We start from the raw sequence: 23,439 nt of genomic DNA, 5'->3' as shown, positions 1-23,439 counted from the left end.
CTACCAAGCTTGTCGAAGAACTTCACGTGTGGGAAACCCGCTGTCCCCTTTATCAGTGCCTAGTCCTGGGGCTCCAGACCTTGCCTGAGTTTTTCCAGCAGCTCATCGATGTGAAACGGCTTGGTGATCAAGTCCATGCTCTCACCCAGGAAGTTCTGTCGGTTCGCTGCGTTCTCGGCGTAGCCGGTCATGAACAAAATGGGCAGGTTGGGGCGCAGGGCGCGTGCATGGTCGGCCAGCTCGCGGCCGGTCATGTATGGCAGGCCGACATCGGTGAGCAGCAGGTTGATGCTCGGGTCGGCCTGCAGCACGGCCTGTGCTTCGTCACCGTCCGCTGCCAGGCTGCAGCGGTAACCTGCGTCGACCAGCACCTCGGCCACGAAGCTGCGCACGGAGGGCATGTCTTCGACGATCAGAATGTGTTCACCCTTGCTGTTACCCGGCACTGCCAATGTCTTGGTGGTCGAGGCGGCGGGGCCATCGGCGGCGGGGAGCATGATGGTCACCTCGGTGCCCTGGCGGGTGACGCTGCGGATCTGCGCATCACCACCGGACTGGCGGGCAAACCCGTAGATGGTCGACAGGCCCAGGCCGGTGCCCTGGCCCACCGGCTTGGTGGTGAAGAACGGGTCGAACACCTTGTCGATCACGCTGTGCTCGATGCCCACGCCGTTATCCCTGACCGACAGGGCGATGTAGGGGCCGTTTTCCAGCTTGAGGTTGCCATTGGAAAACGCCTGGTAGGTCGTGACCCACACAATGCCACCCTGGGGCAGGGCGTCCCGCGCGTTGATCACCAGGTTCAGCACCGCGCTTTCCAGTTGGATCGGGTCCACCATCGCCACGGCGGGGTTGTTGGTCAGCTCCAGTTTCAAGGCGATGTGTTCGCCGATGGTGCGCACCAGCAACTCTTCCAGGGAGCGAATATGCGCATTGATATCGATCGGCCGGGTGTCCAGCGGCTGCTGGCGGGCGAAAGCGAGCAAACGGTTGGTGAGGCCGGCGGCACTCAGGGCTGAACTGAGTGCTGCATCGGCGTAACCCAGGACCTTGTCGGTACGGTTGCTTACGATGCGCTTCTTGATCAGTTCCAGGCTGGTGATGATCCCGGTCAGCAGGTTGTTGAAGTCATGGGCGATACCGCCGGTCAGTTTGCCCAGGGCATCCATTTTCTGGGCCTGGAGCAGTTGCGCTTCGGTACGTGCCAACTGGCTGGCGGCATTGGCCAGCTCGGCCTGCTGGTGGCGCTCGCGGTGGCGATGTTCGGTGACATCTTCGACAAACACCAGGCTCAGTTCGGCACGGCGATAGGGTGAAATCTGCCACTCGGTCTCACGCAGTTCGCCGTCGACTTTCATCTGCAGCGTGCCCTTCCAGCGTTCACCGGCTGTCAGGCGCAGGCACAGTTCGTGGATGACCGCGTGCTGGCCGTCTGCGAAGCATTCGAGCAGGGCATCCGGGTTGAGGTTGTCGTGGATCAGTTGGGCGAACGCGTGGTTGCATTCGTGCACTTTGAGCTGTGCATCCATCACCGCGATCGGCGCACTGATATTGAAGAAGATCTCTCGAAAGCGCGCCTCGCTTTCACGCAGGGCGTATTCGGTGTCGCGCACACGCAGCAAGGTGCGCAGGGTCGCCAGCAAGACGTCAGGGTCGACCGGATGGATCAGGTAAGCGTCGGCACCGGCGTTGAGGCCGGTGATGATGTCACCGGTCTCGATCGACGCGGCCGACACGTGCACCACCGGCAGCAACGCCGTGGCCGGATCGCTGCGCAAACGCCGCACGATATCGAAGCCGCTCATGTCCGGCAGGTTGACGTCGAGGATCAGTGCATCAATCTTTTCCTTCGCGATCAGGTCCAGTCCGTCCTGGCCCGTGCCGGCTTCGAGCACCGCGTAATCATGGCGCTCCAGGCGCCGACGCAGGGCGTAGCGCGTGGCGGCGTTGTCGTCCACGATCAAGAGTTGAATGTCACGTTTCATCGACGTTCTCGCTGGCGATGGACAGAGGAATGATCACAAAGAACAGCGAGCCCACGCCAGGTGTGCTTTCTACGCCCACGCGACCGCCCAGCAGCTCGGCGAAACGCTTGCACAGGGACAGGCCTAGGCCGGTGCCGCGCAGGCGTTTTTGCAACGGGGAATCGATCTGGGAAAAGTCTTCGAACAGGTTGTTATGCAGCTCGCCCGGTATGCCCAGGCCGGTGTCCTGTACGGCAAAGCGGATTTCGTGGTCACTCTCCATGCGCGCCGACACGCGCACTTCGCCCTGCACCGTGAACTTCAAGGCATTGGAGATAAAGTTGCGCAGGATCTGCGCCAGCTTCTTGTCATCGGTATAGAGTTTGGGCAGGCCGGAAGGCTCTTCGAAGATCAGGTCGACGGACGACGCATCCACAATCGGCCGGAACATCCCGCGCAGTGCCGAGAACAGGTCGAACATATCGAACCAGGCCGGGGAGATAGTGATACGCCCGGCTTCGATCTTCGCCAAGTCCAGCAGGTCGTCGACCATCTCGCGCAGTTCGCGGGCCGAGCTGCGGATGAAACCGACCTGGGTGTGCTGTTCCGGGCTCAGCGGGCCATCCAGCTCATCGGCCAGCAGGCTGGTGATGCTCAGGATCGAGCCCAGCGGCGTGCGGAACTCATGGCTCATATAGGACAGGAAGCGGCTTTTCAGGTCCGACGCCTGGCGCAGCTGATCGGCCTGCATATCCAACTCGGCGTACAGCGCCAACACGCCCTGGTTGGTTTCGTCCAATTCGGCGCGCAGGTTATCCGCTTCCTGGCGAAGGTGTTGGATTTCAGCGGTGAGCGAGGCGGTGGTGTCAGCCATCAATGGCCTCCAGGGCAATCACGAAGACGGTGACGTCATCCCGGCCGCGACAAAAATCGCGGTGCAGGATGGCGGCAATGAGGGCCGGATGGCGATGAACAAGCCCCGGATAGTCCGACAGGTTCCAGCGTGATTGCAGGCCATCGCTGTACATGATCAACAACTGGCCGGCCACTTGAGCGTAGTCGAAGGGTTGTGCCTTGCGAAACTGCACCCCGACGATCCCCGGATGGGACGCCAGGCCGCGCGACTTGCCCGGCCCGATCAGGCTGGCGCCGATATTGCCGACGCCGGTGAACCGCAGGTTGTCGGCATGGGCATCGTATTGGGCCACGGCCATGGCGCCACCTCGGGTGCCGTTCATGCCGATGTGCATGTCGTTCATCAACACCGTCGAATCCGCAAAGGCATACCGTGCGAACACGTCTTCCCCGGCCCTGGCCGCGCGCTCTGCATGCTCGCCATGGCCAAGGCCGTCGGCCATCATCACGCTGAAGCGGCCGGGTTCGATTGCCAAGTGCCAGGCATCGCCGCAGTGTGGATCATCGTGCAGCGAGTGCTGGCTGACCCCGTAGCGAATGTCTTTCGTCGTCGAGCCGCGTGGGTACAGCCTGGCCATGATCGCCGTGCCACGCTGATCGGCATGCGCTTCGAACACCTGGGCCAGGCGTGAGATAGCGCCCAGGCCGATACCCTGGGTGCCGCCGGTGGAAAACCCGTCCACCAGGCAACTGTCCAGATCAAAGCCTTGCCCACGGTCCATGGCAATCAGTTCGACGCCTCCGTTCCCCGTGGCGCGCAGGTGCAATGCGCCATGGTCGGCGTGCTTGAGGACATTGCTGGCCAGTTCAGTCGCCACCAAGGCCACGCGGCCGGCATCGGTCTCGTCGAAACCCAATTGCTCGGAGAACCGCTGCGCCACGCGCCGGGCATGGCCGATCTGGCTGGAATCCTCGATCAACAACACGTGAGTGAGGGCGCTGGGAATGTTCAGGCCCATCGGGTGATCGTCACGCAGGTACCCTTGCCTGGCTCGGTGTCCAGTTCAAATTCATCCACCAGGCGCTTCGCCCCGGTAAGCCCCAGGCCGAGCCCGCTGCCGGATGTCCAGCCGTCGGTCATCGCCAGCTTCAGGTCGGGAATGCCCGGCCCTTCATCGCGAAATGTCAGGCGTACACCGGGGCGGTGGTCTTTTTCGATCACTGCCCAGTCCATGTAGCCACCACCGCCATACACCACGGTGTTTCGCGCCAACTCACTGACCGCCGTGACCAGTTTGGTCAGGTCGATCAGGCGCATGCCGCAGTCCTGGGCCAGTTTGCGGACCAATTGTCGAGCCAGCACGACGTCCTGTTCGATCAGCACCGGGTGGGTGCCACTGCTGGCTTGGGTCATGAGTGTTCTACCCGGTCACGCAGCAGTTTCATGCCGCGCTCTACATTCAGTGCGGTGGCGACGCCGGGCAGGGTCATGCCCAGTTCCACCAGGGTAATTGCCACGGCTGGCTGCATGCCCACCAGGACGGTCTGGGCGTCCATGATGCGGGACAGGCCCGAAATGGTGCCGATCATGCGCCCGATGAACGAGTCGACCATGTCCAGCGCCGAAATATCGATGAGTACGCCCCGCGCCGAGGTACGGCTGATCCGCTCGGACAGGTCGTCCTGCAAGGTCAGCGCGAGTTGGTCGTGCATGTCCACCTGGATGGTCACGAGCAGGAATTCGCCCATCTGCAAAATAGGGATGCGTTCCATACTCAGACGGCCTTGGTGACAGTGACGCCTAGGCGTTTGAGGGAGAGGGCCAGGGCATCGGCAAGGTTGGCCTTGGTGACCACGCCTTGCAGGTCGAGGCCCAGGTGCACGATGGTCTGGGCGATCTGCGGGCGCACGCCGCTGATAATGCAGTCGGCACCCATCAGGCGGATGGCCGTGACGGTTTTGAGCAGGTGCTGGGCGACCAGAGTGTCGACGGTCGGCACGCCGGTGATGTCGATAATCGCGATTTCAGCACCGGTGTCGACGATGCGCTGCAGCAGCGATTCCATCACCACTTGGGTGCGTTGCGAGTCCAGGGTGCCGATCATCGGCAGGGCCAGTACGCCATCCCACAGCTTGACCACCGGCGTGGACAGCTCCAGCAGTTCTTCCTGCTGGCGCTTGATCACCGACTCGCGGGACTTCTGGAAGGTGCGGATGGTGTGCATGCCCAGCGCGTCGAGCAGTTCGGAAATCTTCAGCAGTTGTTCGGCAAGCTGCGCCGGTTGCTCGGTGTACACGCGCTGCAGCAGGGCGAACAGCGGGCCTTTGAGGGCAAAGATGAAGCTGGCGGTCTGCTGCGAGTCCTGGCCGGCGAGGGCGCGACTGTGGGACAGTTTTTCCAGGAATACTCGGGTTTCTGCCCAGTTTTCATGGTCGGTGTTCTGCGAGCCGCCTTGTTGCAGGGCAGTCGCCAGCAGGTTCAGGAACTCCTGGGTTTGCTGTTTGACGTCGTCGCCCTTGATGTTGCGCGTCGCCCCCGAAGTCTCGAGGCTGGCATTCCATTCGGCAAGGAGGGCGCTTTGATTGTCTTGCAGTGCCTGAATAGTGTTCGTTTGCAGAGTTGCCACGGGTAACCTCCATGAATGCCATCGATGCGAATCGCGCAATTTATACTAATTTGATCTGTTTAGAATTGTTTCAGACGTACTCGTTCGCAGCCGGCGCAGGGAAACGACGATTGCGCTCTGGAACTATAGATTGATACCCCTGATCGGCCAGTGACTCTCCTCGACACCCATACCATAATGCCCACCATCCCGACGACTCTGGCTTCTTTCCCGTGATCATCAACTTCGACCTCAACGACCTCCAGGCTTTCCGCGCCGTGGTAGACAAGGGCAGCTTTCGCGGCGCCGCCGAGGCCATCCGTATCTCACAACCGGCCCTGAGCCGGCGGATCGAAAAGCTCGAGACCGCCCTCGACGTGAAGCTGTTCGAACGCACCACCCGGCGCGTCAGCCTGACCATGGTCGGCCGCGCGTTCCTGCCCCAGGTCGAGCGCATGCTCGATGACCTCGACGTGGCGCTGATGGGCATCAGCAATGTGGCGTCCACGCGCATGGGCAATGTCACCATCGCCTGCGTGCCGTCGACCGCGTATTACTTCATGCCCCATGTGATCTCCGAATTCCACAAGCTGTACCCGAAGATTCGCCTGCGGGTGCTGGATGCCAGTGCCGGCGAGGTGTGCAATGCGGTGGAGAGTGGCGAGGCGGATTTTGGCGTAAGTTTCAGCGGCAGCCTGGCCGATGAAGTGGAGTTCGAACTGCTGCTGCAAGAGCGCTATGTGCTGGCCTGTCGCCGCGACCACCCGCTGGCCCAGCGCGACAGCGTGACCTGGGTCGAGGCCTATGAGCACGACTACATCAGCGTGGACAAAACCTCCGGCAACCGCTTCCTGTTGGACCAGGCGTTGCGCGGCGTGCGGGTGAAAAAGCCGAGTATCTGTGAGACGCACCACGTGACCACGATGATCGGGCTGGTGGAGGCGGGGTTGGGCGTGGCGATGGTGCCGTCGATTGCGATGCCGTCCACGGAGCACCCGATCCTGGTGAGCGTGCCCCTGGTGGAGCCGCAGGTGATGCGCAATGTGGGCTTGATCAAACGCCGCGGGCGGACATTGCCGCCGGCGGCGCTGGAGTTGGAGCGGTTAGTGCGGGAGATGCCGTTCCGCTCAGCGTGACACCGAGTCCAGGCCGGTGGATTGCACCACCGGTTGTGCCTCGGGCGAGGCCAGGTAGCGCAGCAGCGCCTTGGCCTGCGCCGGGTGCTCGGCGTTGACCGGGATGCCGGCGGCAAAGCGCGTTACCGATTGCACATCTTCCGGGATCTTGCCGACGTAGGTCACACCCGGCACCGGCAACAATTCCGCCACCTGTTGCAAGCCCACTTCGTAGTCACCCTTGGCGACCTGCTCGGCCACCGGAAGGCGTTCGATCATGGTGCCCTTGGCGGGCATGCCGAGCTTCTTGAACAGCTCTTTCTCGACATACACACCGCTGGCGCTGTCCGAATAGGCCACCGACTTGGCATTGCTCAGGACGGTCTTCAATTCGGCATCGGTGCCGATAGCCGGCTTGGCCGCGCCGGCCTTCACCACCAGGCCGATGCGCGAGTCTGCCAATTCCACGCGGGAGGCTGGGTCGACCTTGCCCTGCTTGATCAGCTCATCCAGGGCGTAGCCGACCATGATCACCACATCGGCGTGTTCGCCACGGGCCAGGCGGTTGGGAATCGCTTCCGGCGCCTTGCCCATGGACGGGCCGAGGATGGTGTCGAGGCTGTCACCGCTTTGCTTGGCGTACTGCGGGCCGAGCAATTTATACGCGGCAGTGAAGCCGCCAGAGGTCATCACCTTGAGCTGTTCGGCCTGGGCCGTCAGCGCCAGGGCGCCGAGGAACAGGGCCGTCAGGGTCTTGAACAGTGCCTTCATTGCGCTGCTCCCTGCATCACCTGCCCGCGAGCGTTGGCGCGGCGATACAAGGCGAGGGTCGAGCACAGCGCGCACAGTGCGGCGAACATCATCCAGTAGGCCGGCGACGCCTTGTCTTCGGTGATGTGAATAAACCAGGTCGAGATCGCCGGGGTGAAGCCGCCGAAGATCGCGGTCGCCAGGCTGTAGGCCAGGGAGAAGCCCGCCACGCGTACTTCCACCGGCATGATTTCGGTCAGGGCCGGGATCATCGCGCCGTTATACAGGCCGTAGAGGAAGGAGAACCACAGCAGGGTTTCCAGCATATGGGCGAAGCTTGGCGCGTTCACCACGTAGGACAGCGCTGGGTAAGCTGTGAGAACGGTCAGCACGGTCATGGCGATCAGTACCGGCTTGCGACCGAAACGGTCACTCAACGTACCGCCGATCGGCAGCCAGACAAAGTTCGACACCGCCACCAGCAAGGTCACCAGCAGGGCATCCGAGGTGCTCAGTTGCAGCACGGTCTTGCCAAAGGTCGGCGCGTACACGGTGATCAGGTAGAACGCGGTGGTGGTCATGGCCACCATCAGCATGCCGCCAATGACCACGGTCCAGTTCTTCACCAGGGTCGCCATCACTTCGCGCATGGTCGGGCGATGCTTGCGGTTGGCGAACTCTTCGGTTTCCTGCAGGTTGCGCCGCAGGATAAAGATGAACGGGATGATCACGCAGCCGATGGCAAACGGAATGCGCCAGCCCCAATCGGCTACCACGGCCGGTTCCATCCACACGTTCAGGCCATAACCCAGCGCGGCGGCGACCACGATGGAGATCTGTTGGCTGCCCGATTGCCAGCTGGTGTAGAAGCCTTTGCGGCCGGGGGTGGCCATTTCGGACAGGTACACCGACACACCGCCCAGTTCCGCGCCGGCCGAGAAGCCCTGCAACAGGCGGCCCAGCAGCACCAGCAAAGGTGCCCAGAGGCCAATGGTGTGATAACCGGGCACCAGCACGATCAGCAGCGTGCCGCTGGCCATGATCGACAGGGTCACGATCAGCCCTTTGCGGCGACCGACGTCATCGATATAGGCACCCAGGATGATCGCGCCCAATGGACGCATCAGGAAGCCCGCGCCGAACACGGCGAAGGTCATCATTAATGACGCAAACTCATTAGCGGCAGGGAAGAACGCGGCAGCGATGTAGGTGGCATAAAAACCGAACAGGAAGAAGTCGAACTGTTCGAGGAAGTTGCCCGAAGTCACGCGGAATACCGCACCAACTTTCGAACGGGCAGAGTCGGGCCGGGTAGGGCTAGTCATGGTTTTGTGTCTCCAGCGTTCTTTTTAAAGTGCTTGTTTCGCTTAAGACTTGGAATAGTGGCTGACACATTTAGAAATGATAAGTGACAAATTTGGATGGATTGATGTTCATTGGCTATCAATCGGCTATAAGCCAAAACCGCATCGGCTGTTCTATGCTGAAGACGTGACCAATTCTTACGGATGGGAGGTGGCAATGGCTGACCAACACACACCGCAGGACGCACCGGAGCGCGAGCGACCCCGGCGGCAGGAGGAAGAAAAACCGCAGACCTGGAAGCATCCCGATGACGGGACGGAGCTGTCCGAGCGCGACCAGGAACGTCCGCTCAAGCCCTGACCTCAAGCTCAACACCACCCAACTGTGGGAGCGGGCTTGTCCGCGAATGCGGTGTGTCAGTCAACTAATGTGTCGGCTGATCCACCGCTTTCGCGGGCAAGCCCGCTCCCACAATTGTTGTGCGCGCGCATGAGTCTGGGAAACTATTTGACATATTTGATTTGTGATCACATATTGAGGCCATAAGAACGACAACACAGGTTTTGCCTCATGACAGATGGTCCGCTCCTCCTGCCCACCCTGCGCCAGGTGTCCCGCGATACCTTGCAAGACCAGGTCTATCGCCAGATCCGCGAAGCGTTGATGAGTGGCCGTTTCCAGCCCGGCCAGAAACTCACCATCCGCGGCCTCGCCGAAGCCCTCGGTTCCAGCCCCATGCCGGTGCGTGAAGCCCTGCAGCGCCTCAGCGCCGAAAACGCCTTTGAAGTCACCGAAACCTCGCGTCTGCGCGTCCGCTTGATGACGGTCGAACGCCTGCGGGAAATTCGCGATGCACGGGTCGCCCTCGAAGGGCTCCTGGCGGAAAAAGCCGTGTTGCTCCTGCAGAAGGCCGACCTCGATGAAATCACCGACCTGTGCCAGCAAATGCAGCACGCCGCCGACGAAGTCGACGTGTCCCGCTACTTGTGGACCAACTTTGCCTTTCACCGGCGCATTTACGCCGTGGCCCAGGCCGAGTTGACCATGGCCGCCGTGGAAAACTTCTGGCTGCACATGGGCCCGTGCTTCGCGCTGGTCGCCCCGGATAAAGCTCACCTGCAACGCTCGATGGAGGCGCACACGCGCATTGTCGAAGCCCTGGCTGCCCGTGATGGCGCTGGCGCACGCGCGGCGGTGACCGATGACATCATGCAGGCCGCCGATTCCCTGGCGCGCCTGCTCGTCAAGAACGACCGTGCGCGGTCGTCTGCTTCAGGAGGTAAACGTGCATGAGTGTCCTACAACGGCTGCAGCCCTATCCTGGGTTACGTGTGTTGATTTCCGGCGGGGCTGCCGGCATCGGTGAAGTGTTGGCGGCGGCGTATCTGGAGGCCGGTGCCCAGGTGCATGTGTGTGATGTAAGCGAGCCGGCCCTGGCCGCGTTTCGCGACAAATACCCAGGCACCGTCGCCACCCGTGCCGATGTCAGCGATGCCGCACAGATCGAAGCGGTGTTCCAGGTGCAGCGCGCGCATTTCGGCGGCCTCGATGTGTTGGTCAACAACGCCGGGATCGCCGGGCCCACTGGTGGCATCGATGCGATCAGCGACGCCGAGTGGCAAGCCACCATCAACATCAATCTCACCGCGCAGTACCGGTTTGCCCACCACGCGGTGCCGATGCTCAAGGAATCGTCCCACGGCCATCTGCTGCATATCGCCTCGGTGGCGGGGCGCTTGGGCTACGCGTGGCGCACGCCCTACGCGGCGACCAAATGGGCGATCGTCGGCTTGATGAAATCCCTGGCCTCGGAGCTGGGCGAGAGCGACATCCGCGTCAACGCCTTGCTGCCCGGCATCGTCGAAGGCCCGCGCATGGACGGCGTGATCCGCGCGCGTGCGGAGCAGGTCGGCGTGCCCGAAGCCGAGATGCGCCAGGAATACCTCAACAAGATTTCCCTCAAACGCATGGTCACCGCCGAAGACGTGGCAGCCATGGCGCTGTTCCTCTGTTCGCCCGCCGCACGCAACGTGACCGGCCAGGCGATCAGCGTCGACGGTAACGTCGAGTACCTGTAAGCCACGGAAGAACACATCGCGCTGCACCCAGGATTTTTTTCATAAGAATAAAAGTCGGAGATTCGTCATGTCCAAAAATCGTCCTGTCATCATCACCTGCGCCGTCACCGGTGCGATTCATACGCCGTCGATGTCGCCGCATCTGCCTATCACTGCACAGGAAATTGCCGACGCCGCCATCGGTGCCGCCGAGGCTGGCGCCGCGATTGTCCACCTGCATGCCCGCGATCCGATTGATGGCCGTCCCAGCCAGGACCCGGCGCTGTTCGCCGAATTCCTGCCGCACATCAAGGCCGCCAGCGACGTGGTGATCAACATCACCACCGGCGGCGCGCCGACCATGGGTGTGGAAGAACGCCTGCAGCCGGTGATGCAGTTCAAGCCGGAACTGGCGTCGCTGAACATGGGCTCGATGAACTTCGGCCTGTACGAAATGCTCAACCGCTTTACCGAGTTCAAGCACGACTGGGAGCGGCCGTATTTGGAGGACAGTGACGACCGGATATTCCGTAACACCTTCCGCGACATCACTCACATCCTCAATTCCTGCGCCGAAAACCGCACCCGTTTTGAGATCGAGTGTTACGACATCGGCCACCTGTACACCGCCGCGCATTTCCTGGAGCGCGGCCTGCTCAAGCCGCCCTTGTTTATCCAGTCGGTGTTCGGCCTGCGCGGCGGTATCGGCGGCCACCCGGAAGACCTTGCGCACATGCGCCGCACCGCCGACCGCCTGTTTGGCGACGACTATGTGTGGTCGATCCTCGGCGCCGGGCGTGGGCAAATTCCGCTGGCGACCATGGGCCTGTCCATGGGCAGCAACGCCCGTGTCGGCCTGGAAGATTCGCTGTGGGACGGCCCGGGCAAGCTGGCGGCTTCGAATGCCGACCAGGTACGGCGCATTCGTACAGTGATCGAAGCCCTCGGCCACCGGGTCGCCACGCCGGATGAAGCGCGGGAAATCCTCGGGCTCAAGGGGCGCGACCAGGTCAACTTCTAACCCGACAAACCGCCGCGTCAAGGCGCGGCCTGCATCCCGCACAACAACAATAAGGGGATCACACCATGCGTATCGAAGTGCTCGTCGACGTCAAGACCACCCTGGGCGAAGGCCCGGTGTGGGACGTCGAGCAACAACGCTTGTATTGGATCGACAGCGCCGACGGCCGCATCCTGCGCTGCACCGACGACGGTCGCGAGCTGCGAGCCTGGGACGTGGGCCAGAAGATCGGCTCCATGGCCCTGCGCCGCCACGGTGAGTCGGCTATCGTCGCCCTGCAGAACGGCGTGCACACCCTCGACCTCAACAGCGGTGAGCTCAACCTGGTCATCGACCCGGAACCGCACCTGCCCGACAACCGCCTCAACGACGGCAAGGTCGACCGCCAAGGCCGCTTTATCTTCGGCTCCATGGACACCCAGGAAGACAACGCCAGTGCCAAACTCTACCGGCTTGATGCCGACCTGAGCCTGCACACCCTGGACGAAGGCATCATCGTGTCCAACGGCCCGTGCTGGAGCCCATCGGGTGAAACCTTCTACTTCTGCGACACCTGGTCCGGCGAGATCTGGGCCTACGACTACGACCTGGCCACCGGCAGTGTCAGCAATCGTCGCACCTTTGCCAAGGTCGACACCTCCGGCGGGGGCGCCGCCGATGGTTGCACCGTGGATGCCGAAGGCTGCCTGTGGCAGGCGCTGGTCTACGCCGGAAAACTGGTGCGCTACACCCCCGACGGGCACGTCGACCGCATCATCCAGATGCCGGTGAAAAAGGTCACCAGCCTGACCTTTGGCGGGCCGAATCTCGACACCCTGTTTGTGACCTCCATGGCCAAGCCGCCGCTGCCGCGTTTTCCGGCAGACGGTCAGCAGCGCGGAGCGCTGTTCGCCATTACCGGGTTGGGCGTGCAAGGAATAGCCGAGCGACGGTTCGCCAGCTAGCGCGTGTGTGTGACAAGGCATATTCCTTCGCAACCTTGTGTCAGTGCGCGCCCTCGCGCGCCTGGAGAGGCCCATGGCAACTATAAAAAAAGCGTCGCTGCGCAGCATTCACCGGCATTCCTGGGTGTCGCTGCTGGTCTGCTGGATGATCTGGATCCTCAACGCCTACGACCGTGAGATCGTGCTGCGCCTGGGGCCGACCATCTCCAAGCATTTCGATTTATCCGCCGACCAATGGGGCACCGTGGCCACGGTGGTCATGCTGGCCCTGGCGCTGCTGGATATTCCCGGGTCGATGTGGAGCGACCGCTACGGTGGCGGCTGGAAACGTGCGCGCTTCCAGGTGCCGCTGGTGCTGGGCTACACCGCGATTTCGTTCCTGTCCGGCTTCAAGGCGTTGAGCGGCAACCTCGCCACTTTTATTGCCCTGCGCGTCGGCGTCAACCTCGGCGCCGGCTGGGGTGAACCGGTGGGCGTGAGCAACACCGCCGAATGGTGGCCGGTGGAGCGTCGCGGCTTTGCCTTGGGCGCGCACCACACCGGCTACCCGATTGGGGCGATGCTCAGCGGTATCGTCGCGAGTTTCGTCATCACCGTGTTTGGTGAGGAGAACTGGCGCTACGTGTTCTTCTTCGCCTTCGTGGTGGCGTTGCCGCTGATGATCTTCTGGGCGCGTTACTCCACCGCCGAGCGCATCACCGCGCTGTACGTCGACATCGCCGCCAAAGGCATGACCCCGCCGGACAACGCACCGGCCAGTTCGGTGAAAGGCGAAGCCTGGCGCACCTTTGTCGCCACGTTGCGCAACCGCAATATCGCCCTGACAGCGGGCAATACGATGCTCACCCAAGTGGTGTACATGGGCGTGAACATCGTGCTGCCGGCCTACCTCTACAACATCGCCGGGTTGTCGCTGGCCGAGTCGGCGGGGATGAGCGTGGTGTTCACCCTCACCGGCATCCTCGGGCAACTGGTGTGGCCGTCGCTGTCGGACATCATCGGCCGGCGCACCACCCTGATCATCTGCGGGCTGTGGATGGCGGCGAGTGTTGGCGCGTTCTACTTCGCCAACACCCTGACGTTGATAATTGTCGTGCAACTGCTGTTCGGCCTGGTGGCGAATGCAGTGTGGCCGATCTACTACGCGGTGGCCTGCGACTCGGCAGAGTCGTCGGCGACCTCCACCGCCAACGGCATCATCACGACGGCAATGTTCATCGGCGGCGGCCTGGCGCCGGTGCTGATGGGCAGCATCATCGCCATGGGCGGCGGCTGGACCACGCTGCACGGCTACACCCTGTGCTTCTTCGTGATGGCTGGCTGCGCCCTGGGCGGCGCACTGCTGCAACTGTTTTCCCATCGCCCCCAGGCGCTGGTTGTGCAACTCGACTCCTAGAACAACACCGATGCGCCCCCCAGCCTGGCTGGCGGGGCGCCAAGAGGAATTGCCGATGACTACCGTCCCCCACGCCCGCGAGCCGCAGGCGTTGAACAAACTGATGTTCGTCAAGCTGATGCCCTTGCTGATCATCGCCTACATCCTGAGCTTCCTGGACCGCACCAACATCGCCCTGGCCAAGCATCACCTGGACGTCGACCTGGGCATTTCCGCCGCGGCGTACGGGCTGGGCGCGGGGCTGTTTTTCCTCACGTATGCGCTGTCGGAAATCCCCAGCAACCTAATCATGCACAAGGTCGGCGCCCGCTTCTGGATCGCGCGGATCATGGTGACCTGGGGCCTGATCTCCGCGGCCATGGCCTTTGTGCAAGGCGAGACGTCGTTCTACGTGCTGCGCCTGTTGCTGGGCATTGCCGAGGCCGGTCTGTTTCCGGGCGTGATGCTGTACCTGACCTACTGGTTCAACCGTGAACAACGGGCGCGCGCCACCGGCTATTTCCTGCTCGGCGTGTGCTTTGCCAACATCATCGGCGGCCCGGTGGGTGCGGCCTTGATGCGCATGGACGGCATGCTCGGCTGGCATGGCTGGCAGTGGATGTTCCTGCTCGAAGGCCTGCCAGCCGTGGCGTTTGCCTGGGTGGTCTGGCGCAAATTGCCGGACCGTCCGAGCAAGGCGCCGTGGTTGTCGGCCGAGGAAGCGCGCGGGATCGAACAGCGCATTGCGCTGGAAACCGAAGAGGGCGCAGGCGAGGGGGGCCACTCGTTGAAAAACTGGCTGACCCCGCAAATCCTGCTGGCGATCTTTGTGTACTTTTGCCATCAGATCACCATCTACACCGTGATCTTTTTCCTGCCGAGCATCATCAGCAAGTACGGCGAATTGAGCACCATGAGTGTTGGCCTGCTGACCTCCTTGCCTTGGATCGCGGCGGCCCTCGGCGCAGTACTGATCCCGCGTTTTGCCACGACGCCGGGTCGCTGTCGGCGGTTGTTGGTCAGCGGGCTGCTGACCATGGCGCTGGGGTTGGCCATCGCATCGATGTCGGGGCCGGTGTTCAGCCTGCTGGGCTTTTGCCTGTCGGCGGTGATGTTCTTTGTGGTGCAGTCGATCATCTTTCTGTACCCGGCTTCACGCCTCAAGGGCGTGGCACTGGCGGGCGGCTTGGGCTTCGTCAACGCCTGCGGGTTGTTGGGCGGGTTTGTCGGGCCGTCGGTGATGGGCGCGATCGAGATGAGCACCGGCAATGCGATGAACGGCTTGAAAGCCATTGCGCTGGTGTTGGTGGTAGCGGCGCTGGCGGCCTTGCGTCTGCGCCAGGGCCAGGAGGAGGCTCAGACCAGTAATGAGGTGGGAAACCCGGAAGCCAGCACCAGGTAGGCCACGACCGCCGCCAGGCATAAGCCGACGAATACGCGCAGTAATGTCCTGGCGGTGGGATGGGCGATGAACTTGATGGCCCAGAGCAAACACCCGCCGAGCAGGAGGCTCAGGGCAAGAATGACCAGCACGTTGGTGTTCCTGCGACCTTAGAGAGCTGATTTATAGTCGCAAAGCCGCTGGATGAACAGTGCGCACATAGACGCAGGCCCCCGCGCTTTCTAAACTGCGGCTTGTCTTGGGGAAAGGGGCAGGCGCCGATGAATCGCAATGAATTACGCAAGGCCGACATCAACCTGATGGTGGTGTTCGAAGCGTTGATGCTCGAGCGCAACGTGACGCGGGTGGCGGAGAAGCTGTTTCTCGGCCAGCCGACCATCAGTTCGGCCCTCAACCGCTTGCGCACGCTATTCAACGACCCGCTGTTCATTCGCGTCGGCCACCGCATGGAGCCGACGGCGCGGGCCGAGGAAATCATCCAGCACCTGTCGCCGGCCCTGGATTCGTTGTCGTCGGCCTTGAGCCTGACCCACGATTTCGACCCGTCCATCAGCACCATGACCTTTCGCATCGGCCTGTCCGACGATGTCGAGTTCGGCCTGTTGCCGCCGTTGCTGCGCGCCTTGCGCCAGGAAGCGCCGCAAGTGGTGTTCGTGGTGCAGCATGTGGACTACTGGCGCATTCCCGACCTGCTGGCCTCCGGCGATATCACCGTCGGTATCACCCAGACCCGTGGCCTGCCGGCCAATGCCAAGCGCAAGCTGCTGCGCCATATCCGCCCGCGCTTGCTGCGCGCCGATGCCTCGGACACACCGCTGACCCTCGATGAATATTGCGCGCGGCCCCATGTGCTGGTGTCCCACACCGCCAACGTGTCCGGGTTCGCCGATGAGTGGCTGGCGGAAATCGGCCGCAAGCGTCACGTGGTGCTGTCGGTGCCGCAATACAGCGCGCTGCCGGCGTTGTTGGCCGGCACTGACCTGATCGCCAGCCTGCCGGACTACACCGCCGAGGCCATGGCGGTGTCGGGCCAACTGTTCTGCGAGCCGTTTCCGTTCGAGACACCGACCCTGGATTTGTCCATGGTCTGGCTCAGCCATGTCGACACCGACCCGGCCGAGCGCTGGGTGCGTTCGCGCCTGGAAGCATTCATGAGCGACCGAGGGCTGGCGGCCAAGCCCTGACTGACAGCGCTTTCATGCCTGGGGCACGGGGCGCTGTGATATACCTACGAATCTTCCTACATCAAACATGGAAACTGCCATGCCGCACCTGCACCTGGAATACACCGCCAACCTCACAGGCCTTGCTGTCGAGAAGACCCTGTTGCGGCTCAATAACGTGCTGATGGTGTCCGGGCAGTTCGCATTCGAATCCGATATTAAAAGCCGTGCCGTCAAGGTCGAGAGCTTCCAGGTGGGAACCTCCCTCGCCCCGCGTGGTTTTATTGCGTTGAGGCTGTCACTGCTCAGCGGGCGGTCGGTGCAGGTCAAGCAGCAGCTGTCGGAAAGCCTGCTGGCGGCGTTGCAGGACCTTGGGGATTGGCCGGCGGATATACAGGTTCAGCTGAGTGTCCAGTTGGTAGACATGGACCGCGAGTCCTACACCAAAATCGCCATTGGCTGAGGCTTACAACAGCCCCTGATCCGCACACACCTTGACCACCTGCTCACGAAACCAGGTATTGGCACTGTCCTGTTCACTGGTTTCATTCCACTGCATCTCCAGGGTGAACCCCGGCAAGCCGTTGGGTGCTTCGCAATGGCCGAACACCGTCGCCGGCGCCAGCAGCTTTTGCACGCGGCGTGGCAGGGTGACGATGAAGTCGGTGCCGGTGATCATTTTCAGCGCCGCGCTGTAGCTATTGGCGCGGGCGACCACTTGGCGCTTGTGGGCCTGACGCGCCAGCCAGCCGTCGATCATGTTGGTGTCGGAGGTCCACGGCGTGGGGAACACATGGCGCCGCTCGACGAAGGATTGCAGGCTGAAAGCCGGCTCCCGTGGGGCCGAGCGCTTGTCGAAGACGCACACCAGGTCGTCCTCCAGCAGCATCTGGGTGCGGAAGTCCTTGTGGGCGCGGTGGAAGTTGGGGCCAAAGCAGATCACCAGGTCGAGGCGACCGTCACGCAGGTCATCGGCGGGGATGTCGGTTTCCAGTTTCTGCACATTGACGATCACCGGCAGGTCGGCGCGGTCGAAGTTCTTCAACAGCCGCGGCAGGATCAACTGTTCGAAGTATTCCGGCGCGCAGACATTGAAGGTCACGGCTTTCTGGGTCGGGTCGAAGGCCTGGCCACCGGCGTGGCACAGGTTGATGCTTTCGAGGATTTTCTGCACATGGCCATACATGGTGGTGGCCTTGTAGGTCGGCCGCATGCCCGCCCGGGTATTGATAAACAGCTCGTCTTCAAAGCTGATGCGCAGCTTCTTCAGGCTGTAGCTCACGGTGGACTGGCTGACAAACAACGTTTCGGACACCTCGGTAACGCTGCTCTGGTCGTAGACGGCGATAAACACCATCAAGTCCTGCATATCGAGCTTTCTGAGCAAGTTACTGTTTAACATCGGTTTCGTCCGTAAACCTGTTGTACCGAACTTCAGTACAAGACAACGCAAAAGCTTAACGGAACGAGCGTGCCATTAGAAAGCTCTGTAGGGCGTTTCTATGTTTGGCGTGAGACAAATACTTTTTGCAACACGACGTCAGCGGATATGCCTCGCGTAATGCCGAGGGTCGAAGCGCGTGACGATCAGCAGCATCACCACGATCACCGCCGTCAGCAACCACCAGGCCCATTCGAAGCTCCCCAGTTGGTCGCGGATCATCCCGGCGATCAGCGGCGACAGCCCGGCAATCAGATAGCCGATACCTTGCACAAATGCGGTGAGGCCTCCGGCGCGGCGGGGGCTGTCCAGGTGGTCGAGGGACAGGATCAGGCTCATCGGGAACAGGCCGCCGATGCCCAGGCCCAGCAGGCACGGCCACAACAGGCTCAGGTGGTGCGGGCTGAGAATCAGGCCGCAAAAACCGAGGATGATCAGCACCAGCAACACGGCCACCACACCGCGTTTATCCTGGCGACGGTTGGCGATGGCCGGCGTGATCAATCCGGACACCACTTCCATGGCTGTCAAGAAACCCAGCAGCAACCCGGCATTCTGTTCGCTCCAGCCTTGCTCCACGTAGTACGGCGCCAGCCAGGCGAGTACGCAGGTGTAGGACGCGGTACCCAGGCCGAAGAAGATCGCCAGCAACCAGGCGCGGCCATTGCCGAAAAACGATTCTTGAGGGCCGGCGCCGGCTTGGGGCAGGGGCGGCAGCGCCGAGCGCTGCGCATACCAGAACGCCAGGGCCAGCAAGGCGAGCACGGCCCAGATCGCCAGGCCGATGCGCCAACTGCCGGTCTGCGTTTGCACAAATGGCGCGAACGACGCCGCCAGTGCCGCGCCGCCCATGATCGCGGTGACATAGAGGCCCATGAACAGCGAGACGTTGTCGCTGAACCGCGACTTGATCAGCGCCGGCATCAACGCCTGGATCATCGCAATCCCCACCCCGGCGGCGATGGCGCTGACGATCAATTCCAGCGCCGAATCGAGGAACAACCGTGACAGCGTGGCGACGCCAATCACCAGCAACGACACCACAATGCTGCGGTGCTCGCCAAAGCGCTTGGCCAGGCCCATGCCAAAGAACATCGCCACGCCCATGGCCATTACCGGCAACAGGGTGAGCAAGGCTGCGCTGCTGAAACTCAATGCCACGTCGGCGCGGATCGATGACAGCAGTGGGCCTATCGCCGCCATTGACGGGCGTAGGTTGAGGGCGACCAGTACGACGCTGATCATCAGCCAGAGGGCGGTGGTGGGTTTGGTGTGGACGGTTTCCATGGGACGGCCTTGAGTGAACAAGGGGGCATCAGGCCATGGGTGGGGGAGTGGGGCAAATGAGAAAGTCGCAGGGGCTATCTAAAAATTGCAGGCGGGCGGTCTGATACGACGTCGATCCAATGTGAGAGCTGGCTTGCCAGCGATGGCGGCCCGACAGCCGACCACGCTCTGACTGTCCCCCCGCGATTCAAAAATGTGGGAGCTGGCTTGCCTGCGAAGACGGCCTGACAGCCGACCACAATCTAACTGTCCCCCCGCGATCCAAAAATGTGGGAGCTGGCTTGCCTGCGAAAGCGGCCTGACAGCCGACCACAATCTAACTGTCCCCCCGCGATCCAAAAATGTGGGAGCTGGCTTGCCTGCGAAAGCGGCCTGACAGCCGACCACAATCTAACTGTCCCCCCGCGATCCAAAAATGTGGGAGCTGGCTTGCCTGCGAAGACGGCCTAACAGCCGACCAAAATCTAACTGTCCCCCCCGCGATCCAAAAATGTGGGAGCTGGCTTGCCTGCGAAAGCGGCCTAACAGCCGACCACAATCTAACTGTCACCCCGCGATCCAAAAATGTGGGAGCTGGCTTGCCTGCGAAGGCGGCCTGACAGCCGACCACACTCTAACTGTCACCCCACGATACAAATGTGGGAGCTGGCTTGCCTGCGAAGGCGGCCTGCCAGCCGACCAGGATGTTGGATCTGACCGGGTACATATCCGTTATTTGGGTAACGGCTGGTATTGGTTCCGCCCTTACGGCGGCTCACTTTTGAAAAGCGCAAAAGTAAGCAAAACGCTCTTGCCCCAACACTCGGCACCTCGCTTAGGCTCGGTGTGCCCGTAATCCGACAGGTATTTGGGGGGCCGCCGCCACGCGCCATCCATGGCGCGGGGCGGCTAAACCGGCATCCCTGCCGGTTTACCCCCCAAATCCCTGTCGAATTCCGGCCAGCGTGTTTGACGGGGCGCCTGAGATCAAAAGCAGGATCAAGATCAAGATCAAAAGCAGGATCAAGATCAAAAGCAGGATCAAGATCAAGATCAAGATCAAGATCACGAGCAACAGCGGCTCGCTTCGCATTGTGGTTAGGTTAGTTGGAGCTGATTACGTGTTTGATCTCTTGAAACGTGGCGAGTCCCCACGGGCCTAGTTCGCGGCCGATGCTGCTTTGTTTGTAACCGCCCCACGCGGTCTGCGGGAAGATGACTTGCGGTGCGTTGATCCACACCAGGCCGGCTTGCAAGGCATTGGCGACGCGTTCTGCGGTCTCGGTATGGGTGCTGACGACGCTGGCGACGAGGCCGAACTCACTGGCATTGGCCAGGGCGATGGCGTCTTCCTCAGAGGCAAAACGGCGGACACACAGGACTGGGCCGAAGATTTCTTCGTTCCACAGTGCGCTGTCCAGTGGCACATCGGTGAACACGGTGGGGCGAATGAAGAAGCCCTTGGGCAAATCTGCCGGGCGTTTACCGCCGCAGAGCAAACGGGCGCCGTCTTCGATGCCGCGCTGGATATGCCCCAGCACCCGCTGATACTGCACGCGGTTGATCAGCGCGCCCATTTCTACTCCATCGGCAAAGGGGTCGGCCACGCGAATGCTTTCAGCGCGTGCCTGCACACGCCGCAGGAATTCATCCGCCAGGCTGTCAGCCACCAATACGCGGCTGGTGGCGGAGCACATCTGGCCGGCGTTGAAAAATCCGCCGCCACAGGCCAGTTCCACCGCCAGGTCCAGGTCGGCATCCGCCAGCACCAACAATGAAGATTTGCCGCCCAATTCCAGGCTCACGCCCTTGATGGTTTCGGCCGCGCGTTGCATCACCTGCACGCCGACGGCGTTACTGCCGGTGAAGGAGATCTTCGCGACGCGAGGGTCTGCCGCCAACGGCGCGCCGACGTCCAGGCCTGTGCCGCAGACCAGGTTGAATACCCCAGCCGGCACGCCGGCCTCGGCGATAATCCGCGCCAATTGCAACTCGGCCAAGGGCGTGACTTCCGACGGTTTGAGCACCACGCAGCAACCGGCTGCCAGGGCCGGAGCGAGTTTCCAGGCGGTGGTCACCATCGGGAAATTCCACGGCACGATCAGCCCCACCACGCCGCACGGTTCACGGCGCAGGCGTGCGCGGAAGTCGTCACTGGGCAGCGTCACCGCACGGTCCTGGCCGGCGTCCATGTCGTCGGCTACCGTGGCGTAATACTCGAAGGTGGCGATCACGTCGTCCACATCGATCGCGGCTTCAAACAGCGGCTTGCCGTTATTGCTCGACTGCAGATGCATCAGTTGTTCACGCTGCTCGCTGACGCCCTGGGCGATCTTGCGCAGCAGGGCGGCACGATCGCGGCCGGTGCTTTTCGACCAGTCGCCAAAGGCTGCGCTGGCGGCGCCGACCGCCCGCTTCACTGCCAGCGCATCGCCCACGCTGACCTGGGCCAGCAGCGCCTCGGTGGCCGGGTTGATCACCTCAATGACGTCATGACCGGCATGCCACGCGCCGTCGATGTAGATCCCGTCCAATACCGCGCTCATACCGCCACCTCCTTCATCCACAGCCCTTGGTCGATTTCGATCAGCGTCGGCCCCTGGCGATCGGCGGCGCTGCGCAATGCTGTGCGCAGTTGCTCGATGCCCTGGATGCTTTCGGCCGTACAGCCCAGCGCCTTGGCCACGCCGATAAAGTCCGGGGTGTAGATGTCCACGCCGACCGGCTCGATGGCGCGGTTGAGCATGTATTTCTTGATCTCTTCATAGCCGTGGTTATTCCACAGCAACACGATGAGGGGCGTGCGCGCTTCCACGGCGCTGGCCAGTTCCGGCAAGGTGAATTGCAGGCCGCCGTCGCCGATCAGGCACACCACCGGTTGCCCATCGCCGCGCCCCAGCCAGGCGCCAATGGCAGCGGGCAGGGCATAGCCGAGGGTGCCGTAGCCGGTGGACGAATTGAACCAGCGGCGTGGGTGGTCGAGGTTCAGGGTGAGGTTGCCGCTGTACACCGGTTGGGTCGAGTCGCCGACCAGCACGGCGTTGGGCAATGTCTCCAGGATGGTAGTGAGGAACAGCGTTTGCGCACGGGTGGCGGCGTCCCAGGCAGGGTTCAGCTCGGCCCACAGGCGTGCCACACGGTCAGCGCCCCAGGCACTGTTGCGTGGCGGCAATGGCTGGCTGCTCAGCTCGGCCAGCAAGGCTTCGGCGGCAATGTGCGCATCGGCTACCAAGGCGACGTGCGGTGGGTAGTTGCGCACGGTCTGGTCCGGGTCGATGTCGATACGCAGCAAGGCCCCGGGAATCTCGAAGCCGCCGGCGAAGGTGACGTCGTAGTCGGTTTCCGCCAGCTCGGTGCCGATGGCCAGCACCACGTCGGCTTCGGCCACCAGCGCGCGGGTGGCGATCAGGGTCTGGGTCGAGCCGATCAACAGCGGGTGACGGGCCGGCAGCAGGCCTTTGGCGTTGATGGTCAGGGCCACGGGCGCGCCGAGCGCCTCGGCCAATTGCGTCAGTGCGGGGGCGGCGTCGATGGCGCCGCCACCGGCGAGAATCAAGGGCCGCTTGGCGGCGGCGAGCAACTGGCTCATCTGCTTGACCGCCGACGGCGCCGCACCGGCACGGGCCACGCTGACCGGCTCACTGCCCAGCAGTGCATCGGCATTTTCCACCAGTACATCCAGCGGGATTTCGATGTGCACCGGGCGGGGTCGTCCGGCCTGGAACAACGCAAACGCCCGCGCCAGCACACCGGGCAATTCCGCCGCCGACATCAAGGTATGGGAGAACGCCGCCACGCCGGCCATCATCGCGCCCTGGTTCGGCAGCTCATGCAACTTGCCGCGCCCGCCGCCCAATTGGCTACGTGACTGCACGCTGGAGATCACCAGCATCGGGATCGAGTCGGCATAGGCCTGGCCCATGGCGGTGGTGATATTGGTCATGCCGGGGCCGGTAATGATGAAGCACACGCCGGGCTTGCCACTGGTACGCGCATAACCGTCGGCCATGAAGCCGGCGCCCTGTTCGTGGCGCGGGGTGACGTGACGGATGCTGGAGCGGGCCAGGCCGCGGTACAGCTCCACGGTGTGCACGCCGGGGATGCCAAACACCTGGTCCACGCCATAGCCTTCCAGGAGGTTGACCAATACTTCGCCGCAGGTCGCCATACATGTC

General features: G+C 62.5%; 23 protein-coding genes. 10 read left to right on the top strand and 13 right to left on the bottom strand.

The genetic code is table 11. The annotated features are described in order from the left end of the window. Positions 1-59 precede the first annotated feature (59 nt). Genes KHP07_RS00990 through KHP07_RS00965 form a run of 6 tightly spaced genes read right to left on the bottom strand, consistent with a single transcriptional unit; the run spans position 60 to position 5,446 of the window. A complete protein-coding gene (locus tag KHP07_RS00990) occupies positions 60-1,985 on the bottom strand; it encodes a PAS domain-containing hybrid sensor histidine kinase/response regulator (RefSeq protein WP_100491306.1) in 1,926 nt (641 codons plus the stop codon). Beyond that, positions 1,975-2,838 carry a sensor histidine kinase gene (locus tag KHP07_RS00985; protein WP_078047367.1) on the bottom strand — a complete coding sequence of 288 codons (864 nt, stop codon included), beginning with the start codon at positions 2,836-2,838 and terminating at the stop codon, positions 1,975-1,977. Before KHP07_RS00985 ends, KHP07_RS00990 begins: the two co-directional genes overlap by 11 nt. Then, positions 2,831-3,838 carry an ATP-binding protein gene (locus KHP07_RS00980; RefSeq protein ID WP_214496440.1) on the bottom strand — a complete coding sequence of 336 codons (1,008 nt, stop codon included), beginning with the start codon at positions 3,836-3,838 and terminating at the stop codon, positions 2,831-2,833. Before KHP07_RS00980 ends, KHP07_RS00985 begins: the two co-directional genes overlap by 8 nt. Further along, the gene (locus KHP07_RS00975) at positions 3,829-4,233 is read right to left on the bottom strand and encodes an ATP-binding protein (protein ID WP_078047368.1); all 405 of its coding nucleotides are present in this window, start codon (positions 4,231-4,233) and stop codon (positions 3,829-3,831) included. Before KHP07_RS00975 ends, KHP07_RS00980 begins: the two co-directional genes overlap by 10 nt. Beyond that, a complete protein-coding gene (locus tag KHP07_RS00970; RefSeq protein ID WP_017254285.1) occupies positions 4,230-4,592 on the bottom strand; it encodes an STAS domain-containing protein in 363 nt (120 codons plus the stop codon). Before KHP07_RS00970 ends, KHP07_RS00975 begins: the two co-directional genes overlap by 4 nt. A gap of 2 nt (positions 4,593-4,594) precedes the next feature. Further along, positions 4,595-5,446: an STAS domain-containing protein gene (locus KHP07_RS00965; RefSeq protein WP_078047369.1), complete on the bottom strand. Its 852-nt coding sequence runs from the start codon at positions 5,444-5,446 to the stop codon at positions 4,595-4,597. 212 nt (positions 5,447-5,658) lie between these two features. Here KHP07_RS00965 and KHP07_RS00960 point away from each other — a divergent pair, with 212 nt between their 5' ends. Further along, on the top strand, positions 5,659-6,561 hold the full coding sequence (locus KHP07_RS00960) for a LysR family transcriptional regulator (protein ID WP_214496439.1): 903 nt from the start codon (positions 5,659-5,661) through the stop codon (positions 6,559-6,561). Here the strand turns inward: KHP07_RS00960 and KHP07_RS00955 are convergent. Next, positions 6,553-7,311, bottom strand: a complete 759-nt coding sequence (locus KHP07_RS00955; protein ID WP_099492550.1) for a substrate-binding domain-containing protein — start codon at positions 7,309-7,311, stop codon at positions 6,553-6,555. The two genes, KHP07_RS00960 and KHP07_RS00955, sit on opposite strands and share 9 nt — an antisense overlap. Beyond that, entirely contained in the window at positions 7,308-8,615 is a 1,308-nt protein-coding gene (locus KHP07_RS00950; protein WP_078047372.1) for an MFS transporter, read from the bottom strand. The genes KHP07_RS00955 and KHP07_RS00950 overlap by 4 nt, the downstream gene beginning before the upstream one ends. 196 nt (positions 8,616-8,811) lie before the next feature. Here KHP07_RS00950 and KHP07_RS00945 point away from each other — a divergent pair, with 196 nt between their 5' ends. The 7 genes from KHP07_RS00945 to KHP07_RS00915 all read left to right on the top strand — a co-directional run bounded on the left by KHP07_RS00945 (position 8,812) and on the right by KHP07_RS00915 (position 15,394). Then, a complete protein-coding gene (locus KHP07_RS00945; protein WP_164403684.1) occupies positions 8,812-8,955 on the top strand; it encodes a hypothetical protein in 144 nt (47 codons plus the stop codon). A gap of 210 nt (positions 8,956-9,165) precedes the next feature. Further along, positions 9,166-9,888, top strand: coding sequence for a GntR family transcriptional regulator (locus KHP07_RS00940; RefSeq protein ID WP_078047374.1), 723 nt, complete (start codon positions 9,166-9,168; stop codon positions 9,886-9,888). Then, the gene (locus KHP07_RS00935; protein ID WP_078047375.1) at positions 9,885-10,673 is read left to right on the top strand and encodes an SDR family oxidoreductase; all 789 of its coding nucleotides are present in this window, start codon (positions 9,885-9,887) and stop codon (positions 10,671-10,673) included. Before KHP07_RS00940 ends, KHP07_RS00935 begins: the two co-directional genes overlap by 4 nt. 67 nt (positions 10,674-10,740) lie before the next feature. Next, on the top strand, positions 10,741-11,673 hold the full coding sequence (gene kce / locus KHP07_RS00930) for a 3,5-dioxohexanoate:acetyl-CoA acetone transferase (protein WP_099492551.1): 933 nt from the start codon (positions 10,741-10,743) through the stop codon (positions 11,671-11,673). Between the two features lie 65 nt (positions 11,674-11,738). Beyond that, positions 11,739-12,617: an SMP-30/gluconolactonase/LRE family protein gene (locus tag KHP07_RS00925; RefSeq protein ID WP_078047377.1), complete on the top strand. Its 879-nt coding sequence runs from the start codon at positions 11,739-11,741 to the stop codon at positions 12,615-12,617. A 73-nt stretch (positions 12,618-12,690) separates the two neighbouring features. Beyond that, positions 12,691-14,013, top strand: coding sequence for an MFS transporter (locus KHP07_RS00920; protein WP_078047378.1), 1,323 nt, complete (start codon positions 12,691-12,693; stop codon positions 14,011-14,013). Positions 14,014-14,068: 55 nt separating this feature from the next. Continuing rightward, the gene (locus KHP07_RS00915; RefSeq protein WP_214496438.1) at positions 14,069-15,394 is read left to right on the top strand and encodes an MFS transporter; all 1,326 of its coding nucleotides are present in this window, start codon (positions 14,069-14,071) and stop codon (positions 15,392-15,394) included. Here KHP07_RS00915 and KHP07_RS00910 read toward each other — a convergent pair. Beyond that, entirely contained in the window at positions 15,349-15,525 is a 177-nt protein-coding gene (locus KHP07_RS00910) for a hypothetical protein (RefSeq protein WP_177326536.1), read from the bottom strand. The two genes, KHP07_RS00915 and KHP07_RS00910, sit on opposite strands and share 46 nt — an antisense overlap. Before the next feature lie 129 nt (positions 15,526-15,654). Here KHP07_RS00910 and KHP07_RS00905 point away from each other — a divergent pair, with 129 nt between their 5' ends. Then, complete coding sequence (locus KHP07_RS00905) at positions 15,655-16,578, top strand: LysR substrate-binding domain-containing protein (RefSeq protein ID WP_078047379.1); 924 nt, start codon at positions 15,655-15,657, stop codon at positions 16,576-16,578. 79 nt (positions 16,579-16,657) lie between these two features. After that, a complete protein-coding gene (locus KHP07_RS00900) occupies positions 16,658-17,020 on the top strand; it encodes a 5-carboxymethyl-2-hydroxymuconate Delta-isomerase (protein WP_078047380.1) in 363 nt (120 codons plus the stop codon). 3 nt (positions 17,021-17,023) lie between these two features. On the opposite strand, the gene KHP07_RS00895 is transcribed toward KHP07_RS00900, so the two are convergent. The 4 genes from KHP07_RS00895 to KHP07_RS00880 all read right to left on the bottom strand — a co-directional run bounded on the left by KHP07_RS00895 (position 17,024) and on the right by KHP07_RS00880 (position 23,432). Further along, a complete protein-coding gene (locus tag KHP07_RS00895) occupies positions 17,024-17,959 on the bottom strand; it encodes a LysR family transcriptional regulator (protein WP_214496437.1) in 936 nt (311 codons plus the stop codon). Between the two features lie 138 nt (positions 17,960-18,097). After that, positions 18,098-19,285 (bottom strand): cyanate transporter, encoded by a 1,188-nt coding sequence (locus KHP07_RS00890; protein WP_214496436.1) that lies wholly within the window; start codon positions 19,283-19,285, stop codon positions 18,098-18,100. Positions 19,286-20,367: 1,082 nt separating this feature from the next. Next, positions 20,368-21,810, bottom strand: a complete 1,443-nt coding sequence (locus KHP07_RS00885; protein WP_214496435.1) for an aldehyde dehydrogenase family protein — start codon at positions 21,808-21,810, stop codon at positions 20,368-20,370. Next, positions 21,807-23,432, bottom strand: coding sequence for a 5-guanidino-2-oxopentanoate decarboxylase (locus KHP07_RS00880; RefSeq protein ID WP_214496434.1), 1,626 nt, complete (start codon positions 23,430-23,432; stop codon positions 21,807-21,809). The genes KHP07_RS00885 and KHP07_RS00880 overlap by 4 nt, the downstream gene beginning before the upstream one ends. Positions 23,433-23,439 lie beyond the last annotated feature (7 nt).

The organism is Pseudomonas sp. VS40 (genome assembly GCF_018587885.1).
Taxonomy (GTDB): Bacteria; Pseudomonadota; Gammaproteobacteria; order Pseudomonadales; family Pseudomonadaceae; genus Aquipseudomonas; species Aquipseudomonas pergaminensis.
Note: the sequence above shows the minus strand (reverse complement) of the source record. Positions and strands in the feature narration are given on the sequence as shown.

What these genes read in the sequence shown, in the direction of transcription:
- KHP07_RS00915 (WP_214496438.1), top strand. Translation starts at nt 14,069, where the DNA reads ATGACTACCGTCCCCCACGCCCGCGAGCCGCAGGCGTTGAACAAACTG.
- KHP07_RS00935 (WP_078047375.1), top strand. Translation starts at nt 9,885, where the DNA reads ATGAGTGTCCTACAACGGCTGCAGCCCTATCCTGGGTTACGTGTGTTG.
- KHP07_RS00890 (WP_214496436.1), bottom strand. Translation starts at nt 19,285, where the DNA reads ATGGAAACCGTCCACACCAAACCCACCACCGCCCTCTGGCTGATGATC.
- KHP07_RS00950 (WP_078047372.1), bottom strand. Translation starts at nt 8,615, where the DNA reads ATGACTAGCCCTACCCGGCCCGACTCTGCCCGTTCGAAAGTTGGTGCG.
- KHP07_RS00920 (WP_078047378.1), top strand. Translation starts at nt 12,691, where the DNA reads ATGGCAACTATAAAAAAAGCGTCGCTGCGCAGCATTCACCGGCATTCC.
- KHP07_RS00895 (WP_214496437.1), bottom strand. Translation starts at nt 17,959, where the DNA reads ATGTTAAACAGTAACTTGCTCAGAAAGCTCGATATGCAGGACTTGATG.
- KHP07_RS00900 (WP_078047380.1), top strand. Translation starts at nt 16,658, where the DNA reads ATGCCGCACCTGCACCTGGAATACACCGCCAACCTCACAGGCCTTGCT.
- kce (WP_099492551.1), top strand. Translation starts at nt 10,741, where the DNA reads ATGTCCAAAAATCGTCCTGTCATCATCACCTGCGCCGTCACCGGTGCG.
- KHP07_RS00985 (WP_078047367.1), bottom strand. Translation starts at nt 2,838, where the DNA reads ATGGCTGACACCACCGCCTCGCTCACCGCTGAAATCCAACACCTTCGC.
- KHP07_RS00975 (WP_078047368.1), bottom strand. Translation starts at nt 4,233, where the DNA reads ATGACCCAAGCCAGCAGTGGCACCCACCCGGTGCTGATCGAACAGGAC.
- KHP07_RS00880 (WP_214496434.1), bottom strand. Translation starts at nt 23,432, where the DNA reads ATGGCGACCTGCGGCGAAGTATTGGTCAACCTCCTGGAAGGCTATGGC.
- KHP07_RS00980 (WP_214496440.1), bottom strand. Translation starts at nt 3,838, where the DNA reads ATGGGCCTGAACATTCCCAGCGCCCTCACTCACGTGTTGTTGATCGAG.
- KHP07_RS00905 (WP_078047379.1), top strand. Translation starts at nt 15,655, where the DNA reads ATGAATCGCAATGAATTACGCAAGGCCGACATCAACCTGATGGTGGTG.
- KHP07_RS00970 (WP_017254285.1), bottom strand. Translation starts at nt 4,592, where the DNA reads ATGGAACGCATCCCTATTTTGCAGATGGGCGAATTCCTGCTCGTGACC.
- KHP07_RS00885 (WP_214496435.1), bottom strand. Translation starts at nt 21,810, where the DNA reads ATGAGCGCGGTATTGGACGGGATCTACATCGACGGCGCGTGGCATGCC.
- KHP07_RS00940 (WP_078047374.1), top strand. Translation starts at nt 9,166, where the DNA reads ATGACAGATGGTCCGCTCCTCCTGCCCACCCTGCGCCAGGTGTCCCGC.
- KHP07_RS00945 (WP_164403684.1), top strand. Translation starts at nt 8,812, where the DNA reads ATGGCTGACCAACACACACCGCAGGACGCACCGGAGCGCGAGCGACCC.
- KHP07_RS00925 (WP_078047377.1), top strand. Translation starts at nt 11,739, where the DNA reads ATGCGTATCGAAGTGCTCGTCGACGTCAAGACCACCCTGGGCGAAGGC.
- KHP07_RS00990 (WP_100491306.1), bottom strand. Translation starts at nt 1,985, where the DNA reads ATGAAACGTGACATTCAACTCTTGATCGTGGACGACAACGCCGCCACG.
- KHP07_RS00955 (WP_099492550.1), bottom strand. Translation starts at nt 7,311, where the DNA reads ATGAAGGCACTGTTCAAGACCCTGACGGCCCTGTTCCTCGGCGCCCTG.